Origin of the sequence: Gloeothece verrucosa PCC 7822 (assembly GCF_000147335.1) — a bacterium.
Lineage (GTDB): Bacteria > Cyanobacteriota > Cyanobacteriia > Cyanobacteriales > Microcystaceae > Gloeothece > Gloeothece verrucosa.
The window spans coordinates 3,216,047-3,230,025 of record NC_014501.1; the positions used below are offsets into that span (position 1 = coordinate 3,216,047).

Annotated in this window: 14 protein-coding genes; 9 read left to right on the forward strand and 5 right to left on the reverse strand. The window is 40.9% G+C overall.

The features are described 5' to 3' along the window. Window positions 1-220 precede the first annotated feature (220 nt). Window positions 221-2,119, reverse strand: coding sequence for an NAD(P)H-quinone oxidoreductase subunit F (locus CYAN7822_RS14135; RefSeq protein WP_013322955.1), 1,899 nt, complete (start codon window positions 2,117-2,119; stop codon window positions 221-223). Window positions 2,120-2,922: 803 nt separating this feature from the next. Between CYAN7822_RS14135 and CYAN7822_RS14140 the strand changes: the two genes are divergently transcribed. The 9 genes from CYAN7822_RS14140 to CYAN7822_RS14180 all read left to right on the forward strand — a co-directional run bounded on the left by CYAN7822_RS14140 (window position 2,923) and on the right by CYAN7822_RS14180 (window position 10,168). After that, window positions 2,923-3,234 (forward strand): carbon dioxide-concentrating mechanism protein CcmK, encoded by a 312-nt coding sequence (locus CYAN7822_RS14140; RefSeq protein ID WP_012598763.1) that lies wholly within the window; start codon window positions 2,923-2,925, stop codon window positions 3,232-3,234. Between the two features lie 41 nt (window positions 3,235-3,275). Then, the gene (locus CYAN7822_RS14145) at window positions 3,276-3,587 is read left to right on the forward strand and encodes a carbon dioxide-concentrating mechanism protein CcmK (protein WP_013322956.1); all 312 of its coding nucleotides are present in this window, start codon (window positions 3,276-3,278) and stop codon (window positions 3,585-3,587) included. Window positions 3,588-3,695: 108 nt separating this feature from the next. Further along, window positions 3,696-4,034, forward strand: a complete 339-nt coding sequence (locus tag CYAN7822_RS14150) for a carbon dioxide-concentrating mechanism protein CcmK (RefSeq protein WP_012598761.1) — start codon at window positions 3,696-3,698, stop codon at window positions 4,032-4,034. A 19-nt stretch (window positions 4,035-4,053) separates the two neighbouring features. Further along, on the forward strand, window positions 4,054-4,362 hold the full coding sequence (gene ccmL / locus CYAN7822_RS14155) for a beta-carboxysome shell vertex protein CcmL (protein ID WP_013322957.1): 309 nt from the start codon (window positions 4,054-4,056) through the stop codon (window positions 4,360-4,362). Between the two features lie 28 nt (window positions 4,363-4,390). After that, entirely contained in the window at window positions 4,391-6,403 is a 2,013-nt protein-coding gene (gene ccmM / locus CYAN7822_RS14160; protein ID WP_013322958.1) for a beta-carboxysome scaffolding protein CcmM, read from the forward strand. Window positions 6,404-6,520: 117 nt separating this feature from the next. After that, window positions 6,521-7,309, forward strand: coding sequence for a beta-carboxysome scaffolding protein CcmN (gene ccmN, locus CYAN7822_RS14165; RefSeq protein ID WP_013322959.1), 789 nt, complete (start codon window positions 6,521-6,523; stop codon window positions 7,307-7,309). 579 nt (window positions 7,310-7,888) lie between these two features. After that, on the forward strand, window positions 7,889-9,307 hold the full coding sequence (locus tag CYAN7822_RS14170; protein WP_013322960.1) for a form I ribulose bisphosphate carboxylase large subunit: 1,419 nt from the start codon (window positions 7,889-7,891) through the stop codon (window positions 9,305-9,307). Window positions 9,308-9,392: 85 nt separating this feature from the next. Continuing rightward, window positions 9,393-9,800, forward strand: coding sequence for a RuBisCO chaperone RbcX (gene rcbX / locus CYAN7822_RS14175; protein ID WP_013322961.1), 408 nt, complete (start codon window positions 9,393-9,395; stop codon window positions 9,798-9,800). Window positions 9,801-9,832: 32 nt separating this feature from the next. After that, window positions 9,833-10,168 carry a ribulose bisphosphate carboxylase small subunit gene (locus CYAN7822_RS14180; protein WP_013322962.1) on the forward strand — a complete coding sequence of 112 codons (336 nt, stop codon included), beginning with the start codon at window positions 9,833-9,835 and terminating at the stop codon, window positions 10,166-10,168. A 93-nt stretch (window positions 10,169-10,261) separates the two neighbouring features. On the opposite strand, the gene CYAN7822_RS14185 is transcribed toward CYAN7822_RS14180, so the two are convergent. The 4 genes from CYAN7822_RS14185 to CYAN7822_RS14200 all read right to left on the reverse strand — a co-directional run bounded on the left by CYAN7822_RS14185 (window position 10,262) and on the right by CYAN7822_RS14200 (window position 13,748). Next, entirely contained in the window at window positions 10,262-10,906 is a 645-nt protein-coding gene (locus tag CYAN7822_RS14185) for a Uma2 family endonuclease (protein WP_013322963.1), read from the reverse strand. A 105-nt stretch (window positions 10,907-11,011) separates the two neighbouring features. Continuing rightward, complete coding sequence (locus CYAN7822_RS14190; RefSeq protein WP_013322964.1) at window positions 11,012-11,347, reverse strand: hypothetical protein; 336 nt, start codon at window positions 11,345-11,347, stop codon at window positions 11,012-11,014. 165 nt (window positions 11,348-11,512) lie between these two features. Then, window positions 11,513-13,534 carry a hypothetical protein gene (locus tag CYAN7822_RS14195; protein WP_013322965.1) on the reverse strand — a complete coding sequence of 674 codons (2,022 nt, stop codon included), beginning with the start codon at window positions 13,532-13,534 and terminating at the stop codon, window positions 11,513-11,515. A gap of 4 nt (window positions 13,535-13,538) precedes the next feature. Beyond that, a complete protein-coding gene (locus CYAN7822_RS14200) occupies window positions 13,539-13,748 on the reverse strand; it encodes a hypothetical protein (RefSeq protein WP_013322966.1) in 210 nt (69 codons plus the stop codon). Between the last annotated feature and the right edge of the window lie 231 nt (window positions 13,749-13,979).

A 13,979-nucleotide genomic window follows, 5' to 3' on the forward strand; every position in this document is an offset into this window, starting at 1 on the left:
AATTTTTAGCTCCTTACATAAATTAAATGAATTATTAGTCATTAGTCATTAGTTATTAGTCATTAGTCATTAGTCAGAGCTTGAAAAACCGTTATTATTTCTCCTTGATAACTCATGATTGATAATAGTTAATGGGGATATTTTTTGGCATTAACTCCCTTGACAGACCCTCGAATTGCTAAAGACTATTGACTAACGACTAATGACTAATGACGATAAATTATTGACCGATTAATGATGACCAATAATTAGTTACAATTGACCACTGACCATTAAGGGCAAACCAAATTAGAAAACCCACACCAAAAATAATGGTGAGAAGATAAAACTGGGATTGACCAGAAACATTATATTTAAGAGCATTGCCACTAAAAATGGTGGCTAAACTGATCAAATTTACCAGCCCATCAATAATATAGCGATCAAACCAAGAAGCCAATTTAGATAGACTGGCCACTACCGCAACCACCGTGTATTGATAGATTTTGTCTAGATAAAAATCGTAGGCAAATAAGTCCTGTAAAAATCTTAAAGAAAGTAAGGTTGGTCTTGCCCAGGCCCGTCGTAATCCTACCGTTGCCCCTATAATACAACCCAATAACCCAGAAACGATTAAAAGGGGAACTGCCCATTGAATCACCAGACTATTATTATCCAATAAAGGAGCAGTGGGACTCAGCCACAAGGGCCATTTAATCGGTGCGATGGGAATAATTAAAGTCACAATGATCAAACTGACCATCGGAAAAGCCATCGGCCAAGGAACTTCCGGCGTTCTACGGGTTTTACTTTGATGTTGTCCCAGAAATACTAAACGGAACACCCGAGTTAAATTTAAGGCACTGAGGAAATTAACAAAGATCACAATAGCCAGTAACCACCAGTCTACTGCCCAAGAACCATTAAACCAACGCTGAAAAGTCCAAAACATACCCATCGGCATTAAAGCAATTAATCCAGCAGAACCCACCACAAAGGAGGTGGTAGTCGCTGGCATTCTTGACCATAATCCGCCCATTTCGGTAATATTTTGGTTACTGGTGGTGGTAATAATTGCGCCCGCACTCATGAATAAGAGAGCTTTAGCGATAGCATGACTAAACAGTAATAGAAAAGCGATATCAACGTGTCCTAATCCAACCGCAATAAAGACTAATCCTAAATAGGCACTGGTGGAATGAGATAAAGTCCGTTTAATATCAATTTGAGCCAAGGCCATCAGAGAAGTGCCAATCACCGTTACACTCCCCAGAATAATTAACGCATCAGAAGAGACCGGAGAGAGGCTAAAAACTGGCTGTAATTTAATCAGAACATAAGCCCCGGCAGAAACCACAATGGAGTTTCGCATAATCCCCGCAGGGTTGGGGCCTTCCATCGCCTCATCCAACCACAGATTAAGAGGGAATTGGGCACATTTACCCGTCGGACCTGCAATCAGGGATAATCCTAATAAGGCTGAGGTCAAAGGAGGCAAAGGAAAGGTTCCTGCCCAAGATTCTAACTGAGAAAAAGTTAATCCGGCTCCATAACTCGATAAAGCCACTAACCCCATCAGGAGAATAATATCTCCAACCCGCTTAGTTAAGAAAGCATCTCTAGCCGCCGTTACCACTAAAGGTTGAGCATACCAGAATCCAACTAACAAATAAGTTGATAGGGTTAGAATTTCTAGGAGTCCATAACTCAGTAATAAAGAATCACTCAGCGCAATTCCCCCTAGTGCCGCTTCAAAGACTCCCATTAGTCCGTAGAATCTAGCTAAAGACCAGTCTTTTTCCATGTATCCTAGGGCATAAAGTTGGGCCAGTAAACTAATCCCCGTGATTAAAGCGAGTCCCCCTAGTGAGACCGGCGAAAGTTCGATGGATAAATATAAGTCTAGATCAGCCACTGTGACCCAATGAAACACCTGTTGTTGAGTTTGTCGTTGCCAAATCGCACTAAAAGCAATCGAACCATGAATCAGACTGATGACAGTCATCAACAAATTAATGTAAGCGGCTGGTCTAGGTCCTGTTCGTCGAATAATCCCTAAAGCCCAAGGAAGACTCAATAATGAGCCAAATAAGCCGTAGAATGGAATAATCCAACAGCTTTGTAGAAAAAAAGCACTCATTTATAGTTGACCTTTAATTTACAGTTATCTTAAACCAAGTCCCCCCATCACTAGCAACTGCTAATAGGAGACTGAAAAATTTCCCTTAAGAGTTGAGTTGATTTTTTGAGACTCCAACGGAGGCTCTCGCCCTCGGGTTCTGCTTTTGTAAGTTTTAATTGAGCCAGTCAAGCTCCTAATATTTAACGGGGAATTTGAGCAACACAGAGATGACCTTTTAGCCCAAAGAGAGCTTTTGCAGTCGATTGACTGATTGACTTTTAGCCAACAAGAGCATTGATCCGTCAAATTCTTTTTTAGTCCATGAAACCAAAGTAGAATCTGACTTTTAGCGAAAGTTGACGGCTCATCAGTAAAGCTTCTGCTCAGAAGTTCCCATCGGTTTAGCTTCGTCATCAAACAATAGTATGAAAAGATTATAAAACAGTGTGAACCTCTCTCGCTAAGAACTCCCAGACAGATTTTAGTTAGCCGTTCGCTTAACGCATTAATTTTCGTTAACTCTAAGATAAAAAATCATCATCATGTTTTATATTGTCAAAGGGGCCAAGGTTTCCTATGCTATTTTTTAGGGTGAGTTAAATTAGCCACTCTCGTCAAAAAAAGAAACCCATCTTGCTAATGTTCAAAATTGAGTGAATGAGAGGGGACACTCTCGAGGTAAAATACGGAATGGTCTACCGCGATCCTGAGAGCCAACAGTTCACTTAAATTAAAAGCGAGAGGACTTTCGCAGAAAGGAATTGGACTAAATCTTTCAAAACACACTAAATCAAAGGCCTTGACAAGCGAGGAAATCAAATATGCCAATTGCAGTAGGAATGATAGAAACCCTGGGTTTTCCGGCTGTTGTAGAAGCGGCGGATGCTATGGTAAAAGCCGCACGAGTAACCCTAGTGGGCTATGAAAAAATCGGCAGTGGACGAGTTACCGTAATTGTCCGGGGCGATGTTTCTGAAGTACAAGCTTCAGTATCTGCGGGCATAGAAGCAGCCAACCGAGTTAATGGAGGTCAAGTGCTGTCAACTCATATTATTGCTCGCCCTCACGAAAACCTAGAATATGTACTGCCCATTCGCTACACCGAAGAAGTAGAACAATTCCGAGCTTACTAGAAAAAAAGTCATTTAAGTAAAACTGCTTAGGAGTCTATTATATGTCAATTGCAGTAGGAATGGTAGAAACATTAGGGTTCCCTGCCGTAGTAGAAGCGGCAGATGCGATGGTAAAAGCCGCACGAGTAACCCTAGTGGGCTATGAAAAAATCGGCAGTGGACGAGTTACCGTAATTGTGCGAGGAGATGTATCAGAAGTACAGGCATCCGTAGCCGCCGGTGTAGAAAACGTGGCAAGAGTGAACGGAGGTCAAGTGCTGTCAACTCATATTATTGCTCGCCCTCATGAAAATCTAGAATATGTACTACCCATTCGCTACACCGAAGAAGTAGAACAATTCCGAGCTTACTAAAACAAAAAGCCCTTAGTGATTAGTGATAGCTGTTGACACAACAACATCCCTAAAAACTAAGAACTAAAACAAGAGTAAATTGAGTAAAACTGCCTAGGAGTTTATTATATGTCAATTGCAGTAGGAATGGTAGAAACATTAGGGTTCCCTGCCGTAGTAGAAGCGGCAGATGCGATGGTAAAAGCCGCACGAGTAACCCTAGTGGGCTATGAAAAAATCGGTACCGGACGTGTTACCGTAATTGTGCGAGGAGATGTATCAGAAGTACAGGCATCCGTAGCCGCCGGTATCGCTAACGCCGGACGAGTCAACGGAGGAAAAGTTCTGTCAACCCATATCATTGCCCGTCCCCACGAAAACCTAGAATATGTACTGCCCATTCGATATACAGAAGCGGTTGAACAATTTCGGGAAAGCGTAAACCCCCAACCCCTAAGAAGAATCTAAGGATTAAATAAACCAGTCCATGCAAATTGCCAAAGTTCGAGGCACAGTTGTTAGCACCCACAAATCCCGCAGTCTCACAGGGGTAAAATTTTTACTCGTTCAGTATATTAATGCTGAAGGAGAATTAATGCCCAAATATGAGGTAGCCGGCGATACAGTCGGAGCGGGGGTCAATGAATGGGTGCTAGTTTCTAGAGGTGGAGCCGCCCGTGTAGAAAGCGGCCAAGGCGAAAAACCCCTAGATGCTATGGTCGTGGGGATTATAGATACTATCAACGTTGATAATCGTTTGCTATATAGCAAAAAAGACGAATATCGACCTAATTAGCCAGAAAAATACAGGAGGGTTAAAGAAAATGGCAGTCCGCACCATAGCGGCTCCTCCGACTCCCTGGTCAAAAAACTTAGCCGAACCGCAAATTGATGAGAGTGCTTATGTACATTCTTTTTCAAACCTCATTGGCGACGTTAAAGTTGGCCCAAATGTCCTGATCGCCCCAGGAACTTCGATCCGTGCAGATGAAGGAACACCCTTCTACATCGGAGAAAGTACCAATATTCAAGATGGGGTGGTCATTCATGGGTTAGAAAAAGGTCGGGTAGTCGGGGATGATAGCAAAGAATATTCGGTCTGGATCGGGAAACAGAGTTGTATTACCCATCTGGCCCTGATTCATGGACCAGCTTATATCGGGGATGAATGCTTCATCGGCTTTCGCTCAACCGTATTTAACGCTCGAGTCGGACGAGGCTGCATTATTATGATGCACGCCTTAATTCAAGATGTAGAAATCCCGCCCGGAAAATATGTTCCTTCAGGAGCAATTATTACCAACCAACAACAGGCAGACCGTCTTCCCGATGTGAACGAGAGCGATCGCGCTTTTGCCAATCATGTCGTAGAAATCAATGAAGCTTTAAGGGCCGGCTATCGATGTGCCGAGGATTTAGCCTGTATTAATCCCATTCGAGAAAATCTCAACGAAGTTACAGAAGGCATTAAAGAGACTAACTATAAAAATTCGGTGGAAACTATGAGTGTAAATCCAGACATTAGATCTCAAGTCCGTTCTCTGCTGTCTCAAGGCTGTATCATTGGAGCCGAACACGCAGATCAGCGTCGTTTTAAAACCAAATCTTGGCTCAGTTGCGGACAAATTAACTCAAATCGAGAAGACCAAGTGCTACGAGAAATCGACGCTTGGTTACAAGAATATCAAGGGGAATACGTCCGTTTAATTGGAGTTGATGCTCATGCTAAACGGCGGGTTAGTGAAACCATTATTCAACGCCCCAGCGACACCCCCGTTCAAGCTGCCCCCAGTGCGGCTCGAGCAACGGTGAGCTACAGTAAACCCGCTTCTAACAGTCAGAGTGATATTGGCACAGAGCTAGTCGGTCAAATACGCTCAATCCTCAAACAAGGCTATAAAATCGGCACAGAATTTGCCAATGAGCGCCGTTTTCGCACTAAATCTTGGATCACGGGTCCCGCGATTGAAACCCAAAAAGACACTGTAGCACTACAAGAAATCGAATCCGTTCTCGCTGATCACAGAGGAGAATATGTTCGTCTGATCGCCGTTGATCCGACAGGAAAACGCCGCATTATGGAAACCATTATCCAACGCCCAGACGGAGATACAACAGTTCACACCAATGGCAATGGAAACGGTAATGGAAAAGCGAAAACCGCTCCTTCAAGCAACGGAAGACAAGCGAGTGCAACCGTTAGCAGTGGCGGCTTAACGCCTGAAGTCATTGCCCAAGTGCGCTCCCTGCTCGCCCAAGGCTTAACCATCGGCACAGAACACGCTGATCAACGTCGCTTTAAAACTAAATCTTGGCACACCTGTAGCCCCATTGATAGCCGCAACGAATCACAAGTTTTAGCGGCTCTCCAAGATTGTTTGAATGAACATGAAGGAGAATATGTCCGTTTATTAGGAATTGATGCCCAGGCTAAACGGCGGGTAGTAGAAACCATCATTCAACGTCCGGGGGATAAAACCCAAAATGCGACAAAACCCGCCGCCACTCAAAGCACTTACTCTCCCTATTCTTCCACAGCCAGTCAGCCCAGTAGTGCGGCTAAATCGAGCAATAGCAGCCTAAGTTCTGACATTATTAGCCAAGTGCGCTCGATTATCTCCCAAGGTTTAACCATTGGCACAGAACACGCTGATAAGCGTCGCTTTAAGACCAAATCTTGGCAATCTTGCAGCCCCATTGACAGCAACCGAGAATCAGAAGTCTTAGCTGCCTTAGAAGCTTGTTTACAAGAACATGAAGGAGAATATGTCCGTTTATTAGGGATTGATGCCCAAGCCAAACGGCGAGTCATAGAAACTATTATTCAACGCCCCTAGGCATAGGAAACAGTGAACAGTTAACAACTGATAACGGGCGCAAGTGCGGAACTCGTTCCGCACCCCAGCAAAAGCACCCGAACTGTTCACTGATAATTTTTAACGGTTAACTAAATTATGCACTTACCGCCTGTTCAACCTGTTAGCGTTTCCGAAATTTATGTGAGTGGTGATGTGATCATTCATGACAGTGCGGTAGTAGCTCCAGGAACCATTTTACAAGCCGCCCCCAATAGCCGTATTGTCATAGGAGCAGGTGCTTGTATCGGTATGGGAGTCGTCTTAAATGCTTACCGAGGGGAGATCGAAATCGAAAGTGGTGCTGTTTTAGGGTCAGGCGTTTTAATCCTTGGAACCGGAAAAATCGGTAAAAATGCCTGTGTGGGTTCTTTGACCACCCTTTTAAATAGTTCAATTGAACCAATGGCGGTCATTACTGCTGGTTCACTGATAGGAGACACAACTCGATCCTTTACTCCTGAACCCGAAACAACTAATGGTAATGGAGCAAAACAACCCGACTTTTCTAAGCTCAACCGACCAGAAAAGATACAGGAAGAATTACCCCCAATAGTGGCATCACCACCCAAAGAACATCCATCAGTTGTAGAACTTGAATCTGATCCTTGGACTATAGATCCTATAGATGATGATCAATCGTCGTCAAAATCTGATAGTGTATTGAGTAATACTCAAGTCCATGAACCTGAACCGGCAACCGAAACACGAGTTGAGGTCACACCCCAACCGCCAGATCTCGAACCTACTGAACAGTCAAAACAAGCGCCGGTCGTCGGTCAAATCTATATCAATCAACTTTTGTTGACCTTGTTTCCAGAACGTCGGTTTTTTCAAAATCTTGACCAAAAAAATCAATCTTTACATTCCGAGGAAAACTCACAGTAATTTCGTGAGGGGTGAAAAATTTTTACTCAATTCAGTTTAAGTCGGCTCAACTCGAAAGCCAATGGCCAAAATTAATAGGTCATTGATTCATGAAAAAATCCCAAAATTAGGAGGAAAAATTTTGAATTGAATTGAGTAATTAGACTTATTTAACTAACCCATGAAACTAGCTTTAGTCGGAATAATTTTAGAGCCATAAAAGCCATCAGACTCAAGCTATATAAGGGTTTTACTCAAAATTAACTACTAAAATTGAGCAAGATTTAAAAGAGTCTTGTTCAAATTTTGCTTTCAATTTTTTAAAGAAAATACAGATTAGAAAAATTAATATAGTAGAATAAAAAAATAAATCTTTCGATAGAGAAAAAAAACGAAAAAAATGTAACGGGATAATATAAGATTTAGGTTAAGATGAAAACTCGAAAAAACAGATAGTCACATAAGACGATCAGCTTCTGAACTATCTAGAGGCAGATGAAATTATAAATAAGCTTCTAGCACAAACAGAATTCGAGGGTTAAAACTCTCTAGCTTACCGATGTGAGCAAATAATCAAACAGTTAATGGAGGAATGACCAGATGGTGCAATCTAAAGCTAAAGGAGGGTTTCAGGCTGGAGTTAAGGACTACCGCCTAACCTACTACACCCCCGACTATACCCCCAAAGATACCGACCTTCTCGCTTGCTTCCGCGTAACACCTCAGCCCGGTGTTCCTCCTGAAGAAGCTGGCGCAGCAGTAGCGGCTGAATCTTCTACAGGAACCTGGACCACCGTTTGGACAGACGGGTTAACCGACTTAGATCGTTACAAAGGACGTTGCTACGACATCGAACCAGTTCCCAACGAAGATAATCAATATTTCTGTTTTGTTGCTTATCCTCTAGATCTATTTGAAGAAGGATCTGTTACCAACATTCTCACCTCTATTGTGGGTAACGTTTTCGGGTTCAAGGCTCTGCGGGCACTGCGTTTAGAAGATATCCGCTTCCCCGTTGCACTTCTCAAGACCTTCCAAGGACCTCCTCACGGGATTACCGTTGAACGCGATAAATTAAACAAATATGGTCGTCCTTTACTCGGCTGTACCATCAAACCCAAACTCGGTTTATCCGCTAAAAACTACGGTCGTGCAGTTTATGAGTGTCTTCGTGGTGGTTTAGACTTCACCAAAGACGACGAAAATATTAACTCTCAGCCTTTCATGCGCTGGCGCGATCGTTTCCTCTTCGTACAAGAAGCGATCGAAAAAGCACAAGCTGAAACCAACGAGATCAAAGGGCACTACCTCAACGTAACTGCCGGTACTCTCGAAGAAATGATGAAGCGGGCTGAATTCGCTAAAGAAATCAAAACCCCCATCATCATGCACGACTACCTGACGGGTGGTTTTACCGCTAACACCACTCTGGCAAAATTCTGTCGTGACAACGGCCTATTACTCCACATCCACCGCGCGATGCACGCCGTTATCGACCGTCAAAAGAATCACGGTATCCACTTCCGTGTCTTAGCGAAATGTTTACGGATGTCTGGTGGTGACCACCTCCACTCTGGAACCGTTGTCGGTAAGCTCGAAGGTGAACGCGGTATCACGATGGGATTCGTTGACCTCATGCGTGAGGACTACGTTGAAGAAGATCGCGCACGCGGTATTTTCTTCACCCAAGACTGGGCTTCTATGCCTGGTGTAATGCCCGTTGCTTCTGGCGGTATCCACGTATGGCATATGCCCGCCCTCGTTGAAATCTTCGGCGATGATTCTTGCTTACAGTTCGGTGGTGGTACACTCGGACACCCCTGGGGTAATGCTCCTGGTGCAACTGCTAACCGTGTCGCTCTCGAAGCTTGTATCCAAGCTCGTAACGAAGGTCGCTCCCTCGCTCGTGAAGGTAACGAAGTTATCCGCGAAGCCGCTCGCTGGAGTCCTGAATTAGCCGCAGCTTGTGAACTGTGGAAAGAAATTAAGTTCGAGTTTGAGGCAATGGATACACTGTAATTTGTGGCGAGTTGTTAGTTTGGAGGGTAAGCAAAAACACTTAATAAACTAACAACATTGTTCCAGTTGGGACAGGTAGGTATAAATGTACCCAAAAAAGATAGCAGCAGATACGGCTAAGGTTTTACAAAGTTACCTGACTTATCAGGCTGTCCGCACCATCATTGATCAATTATCAGAAACTAATCCGACTCAGGCTATTTGGCTGACTCAGTATACTTCAACCCATAGAATACAGGATGGAGAAGCTTACTTAGAAGAGTTAATGGCAGAGAATAAAGAATTAGTGCTGAGGATCATGACGGTAAGAGAACATCTTGCGGAAACGGTGCTGGATTTCTTGCCGGAGATGGTCAAGACAGGAATAACTCAGGCTAATATAGGACACCGCCGCCAACTGTTAGAACGTCTTACCCAGTCCCAACCCGCAAATTCTACCCCTCAAGTCGAGACATCTGAGTCTGAATTAGACCTTGATAATCCCCATAACTGATACAGCATTCATTTGACAGGAAGATAAAACCCATGAAAACTTTACCTAAAGAGCGTCGTTACGAAACTCTCTCTTACTTACCCCCTCTAACCGATCAGCAAATCGTTAAGCAAATCCAATATATTTTGGATCAAGGGTTTATTCCTGCCGTTGAATTTGAAGAAAATCCCAAGCCTACTGATCACTACTGGACTCTGTGGAAGCTGCCTTTATTTAGCGCTTCTACTCCTCAAGATGTTTTAGCTGAAGTTCGGGAATGTCGTTCTGAGTATCCTAGCTACTACATTCGCGTGATTGGATTTGACAATATCAAACAATGTCAAACCATGAGCTTTATCGTTCACAAGCCTAACACTGGTCGTTTCTAAGTTCTACTAATTTGGTAGATTTCTCGCCCCCGCCCTTTTTGGGTGTGGGGTTTTCAGTGTAGATTCTCTTAACAAATTTGCTTGCCGTTTCTTTTATTTTTTTATTATTTCCCCCATAAATATCTCAAACTCTTCCAAAGCTTGGCTGACTCCAACCTCTCTAACTCGTTGCATAAATTCGGGAATAATCTCTACAACGGCTATGTTGGGAAATGTGGGGCTATCTTGGGACTCAACATAGCTATTTCCTTGCAGAACATTGATTTTTAGATTGCCTCTCTCGTAGATCCAGACTTCTGGTACTCTTAAGGCTTCATAAGCGGCAAGTTCAGTCTTCGAGGTGAGATCGGTTTCAATTGCTAGATCTGGAGGTGGATCTACCGTCAAATCCAATCGCTCCTTACCAATTACAGCCTTGTAGTTTTGGATATAGAAGCATTCATCCGGTTCGATTCCTGCCGCCATGTCCTCTCTTTTAAAGGTAGTAGAGCCAAGAGGTTCCCATCGACGTTTCTGGATTCTCAGTAGAGTTTTGACCCAATCTGCTAGGGAAATTTTTGCTCTCTCGTGTTCTGGTAGGGGTGTCATAATTTCCATAATCCCGTTAGCATAAGCAATTCGAGACGAGCGCCGCTCTCCTAAATCAGTCATAATTTCTTCAAACCCTTGCCAAGAAACGGGTTGTAGGGTCACTTTTTGGCCTGGTTTTAACTGTAGCCTAATGGCAGTTGTTGGCATACTTTACGATACTTGTTCTTTCATTATTTTAATTTAGCGGTGCAATTTGGGACCTGGGCGGAAAAAGATGGAAGTGGTATTACTTATTTAACACAAGCCTGTTGCTCAATTTTCAATTAATACCTTTGCGGCTTTTTGTAGTAAGGATGATTGACTATTATCACTGATCTTTAAAACATTTTGAGTGAGATTTCTTCTTTGTTTTAAAAACTTAAATTGTTTTCTAATCTCTTGTGTATCACGCATGACATTTTTAATATATATATAACCCTCTTTATAAAGAAATTTTATCGCCACTGCTTTAGCTTCCTCATTTTTAGGACTGCGTACATATATAGTAAAGAATTCTTTTTCAGTAAATGATTGAGGAGTAATAGGCAAGCCAAAGTTAGGATTTACAAGACTTTTTCTGACCCAGCTTTTAATTCCTAGTTCAATCAAAATTTTCTGAAATTCTGGTGAAATTTTAATCTTGTATTTATTGCAGAAACTTTCCCATTGTTCACTATCTTCTTGTCCTCATATTCATCTTCTAAAGTTGGTAATATCTTTAGCTGGTTTGTTCTTGATATATCTGATAATGCTTTAATCATTTTATCCATCTTTTTATTTCTCCTTTTGAAACAAAAAATTTCTGAGTGTATCTGATTCAACGGGAAAATTATGATTATCAAAGTAAATTAAATTTCCAGAATATAACATTGGCGGGTATTGGTTATCTTTTTCTTGTCTGGCGTGCAAATTTAGAAGTAACCCTCTTACATTGCTAAACTCTGGATAGTCTGAAACAATGATATTCAACTTGTCTTTGCTTTTTTCAACCGTCTCCTTGGAAAGGCGATTTCCTGAAGTTTTACTCCATGCTTTAACATCAATACATAATAAGGTATTGCCTTTGATATAGTACAAGTCAAACCGTTCATATAGTTTGTTATATTTTTTGAAATCTAACAACCGCTCAAAACCATAGAAAGTCTTTATCGCTTTCCAGTCTTTGCCTTCAAAAATTATATCTCGAATCCAACGCGCTACAAAATTTTCAGCGAGTGATGGATATAAAACATCATAAAAGAAATCCCGACGTGGAATATAAGTATTAAAAATTTCTGGTTCTGGGAGCAACTGATTGTATAATTTGTAGATTGAATCAGTTTTAGGATCTAGTAAGCTAATTTCATTGCCTTCCAAGTCATAGCCTCCAGAATTTGCTTTTAGAGATTCAGGATATAATCGATTCTGGTAAGAATAGATAGTATCGCCATGTATACTATCGCTGATAATCAGGAATTTTTTGCCATCTTCTTCTTCTAATTTTAAATATGGTGTAAATTTAGATTGTTCCGATTTATGATAAAATAATGACTCAATAAAATTATCAGGAAATAACTTGGATTTTCGTAACTCTTCCAAATAAGTTTCTGGCTCTTTAAAAACCACAGGATCACGTAATGCTTCCCACGCTTTTGTGATTGCAAAAGCCTTTTTATTCTGGTGAAAATTTTCAATATCATTTAACATTTTGTCTCTAAAATTTTGAAAAGCAAAATAAGCATCGATCTCATCATAGACATGATTTTCATAATGATTAATCGCTCGTTTATTCTCTTCCTCTTGAACCTTTAAATAAACTTTGTGGTTGTTGACGGAAAGTTTGCGAATTTCCTTCGGTTCTTCCCGATTTAAATATCTGTAAAAATTGACTAAATTTTTTCGGGTTTCTTCATTGATAAAAATCTTTACCATTTGGTTAGGAAAATCACGTCTTTCAGATCTGCCAATAGCTTGTAAAATTGCTTTGCCTAATAAAATTTGGTGTTGCTGTTCTCGAAATGCTAATGCTTCAGGTTGGTTCAGGTATTTATTAAAATCTTTGATCTCAAGATTAGAGTCACTCACATTTACAATACTTTTCATTAATGCGAAATGATAAAGTGTAGTAGATTTTTCAGAATCATTTGACTTTTTATTTTGTCGTTTCATTACTGTATAGTAACTGTCCATTAACAAAACCAAAGAGTCAAAATCTTTATCCTCGCCATTGCGACTTTTTATAATAGGATTTAATCCTTTTGAGGCTGACTGATAAGCGGATATAAAGAAAATTTTCTGTCCTTCTTCTTCAACAAGCTCATCTAGATATGTTTTCTGGCTTGTTTTATCTTTGTAGTCGTTATTAAAATCTGCCTTATATAAAATGAGTTTAACACGAATCTTACTCTGATATTTTTTATGGTTTAGTTTTACATAATATATATTTGGATGAGCGGGTGATGCCTCAAATACAAAATTTTCATTTTTTTGGCAATTATCGATCAATTTTTTAATCCAGCTTAGAGTTTGAGTAAAAGCAATAGTTTCTTGAATTTGGTTATCTTCAAAAAGGTAAAACAAGAAACGAATAAAATTGTTTAACTCTTGTTTTTTGTAAGCATTCAACCAAGGTACATCCGAAGATTTTATAAAATTTTTTAAAATATTTTTTTCAAATTGTTCTGCAACTTCTTTAGTTTCTTGATTGGGAAGAGATGATAAATTTTCGTTGAAAAAATCTATAGTAATCTGCCGCTTTGGCTTTGCTTCACGCTCTTGTCGGATTGCCTCACAAAGTGATACTTCTTCCTCAACCATTGCTTTAAAACCACTTTTGTGGATGCTCTTTAATCGTTTTACATATTGCTTCAAACAGTTGGTGAGTCTTTCCTGAGCCTGTACCATAATTAATCAGTTTGAGTTGGGAACGGTTTTCTAGAAAACTATCCTCAATTGTTGTAAGGTAAGAATTAATAATTTTGGAACGAGCTAAGTGCGGCTCTTGATTAGGAGAGTCTGTTGGTTGTTGCATTACGTGCCATCTCTGCTATAAAATAAATACATAATACCTATAGTATTATATTACTTATTGGCGTTTGAATAGCAAGAGTAACAAAAACCACGTTAAGGCTAAAAAACTTTTTAGATGTTTGATAGTTTATATTGCTATATATTGCTAAGTAGGTGGATAAAAGTCTAGTTAACTGTGTGACATGGAAACAGGTGAAGCAGTTCTGTTGGCGAGGTCCGCCAACGTAGTGCG

What these genes read in the sequence shown, in the direction of transcription:
- CYAN7822_RS14135 (WP_013322955.1), bottom strand. Translation starts at nt 2,119, where the DNA reads ATGAGTGCTTTTTTTCTACAAAGCTGTTGGATTATTCCATTCTACGGC.
- CYAN7822_RS14140 (WP_012598763.1), top strand. Translation starts at nt 2,923, where the DNA reads ATGCCAATTGCAGTAGGAATGATAGAAACCCTGGGTTTTCCGGCTGTT.
- CYAN7822_RS14145 (WP_013322956.1), top strand. Translation starts at nt 3,276, where the DNA reads ATGTCAATTGCAGTAGGAATGGTAGAAACATTAGGGTTCCCTGCCGTA.
- CYAN7822_RS14150 (WP_012598761.1), top strand. Translation starts at nt 3,696, where the DNA reads ATGTCAATTGCAGTAGGAATGGTAGAAACATTAGGGTTCCCTGCCGTA.
- ccmL (WP_013322957.1), top strand. Translation starts at nt 4,054, where the DNA reads ATGCAAATTGCCAAAGTTCGAGGCACAGTTGTTAGCACCCACAAATCC.
- ccmM (WP_013322958.1), top strand. Translation starts at nt 4,391, where the DNA reads ATGGCAGTCCGCACCATAGCGGCTCCTCCGACTCCCTGGTCAAAAAAC.
- ccmN (WP_013322959.1), top strand. Translation starts at nt 6,521, where the DNA reads ATGCACTTACCGCCTGTTCAACCTGTTAGCGTTTCCGAAATTTATGTG.
- CYAN7822_RS14170 (WP_013322960.1), top strand. Translation starts at nt 7,889, where the DNA reads ATGGTGCAATCTAAAGCTAAAGGAGGGTTTCAGGCTGGAGTTAAGGAC.
- rcbX (WP_013322961.1), top strand. Translation starts at nt 9,393, where the DNA reads ATGTACCCAAAAAAGATAGCAGCAGATACGGCTAAGGTTTTACAAAGT.
- CYAN7822_RS14180 (WP_013322962.1), top strand. Translation starts at nt 9,833, where the DNA reads ATGAAAACTTTACCTAAAGAGCGTCGTTACGAAACTCTCTCTTACTTA.
- CYAN7822_RS14185 (WP_013322963.1), bottom strand. Translation starts at nt 10,906, where the DNA reads ATGCCAACAACTGCCATTAGGCTACAGTTAAAACCAGGCCAAAAAGTG.
- CYAN7822_RS14195 (WP_013322965.1), bottom strand. Translation starts at nt 13,534, where the DNA reads ATGGTTGAGGAAGAAGTATCACTTTGTGAGGCAATCCGACAAGAGCGT.
- CYAN7822_RS14200 (WP_013322966.1), bottom strand. Translation starts at nt 13,748, where the DNA reads ATGCAACAACCAACAGACTCTCCTAATCAAGAGCCGCACTTAGCTCGT.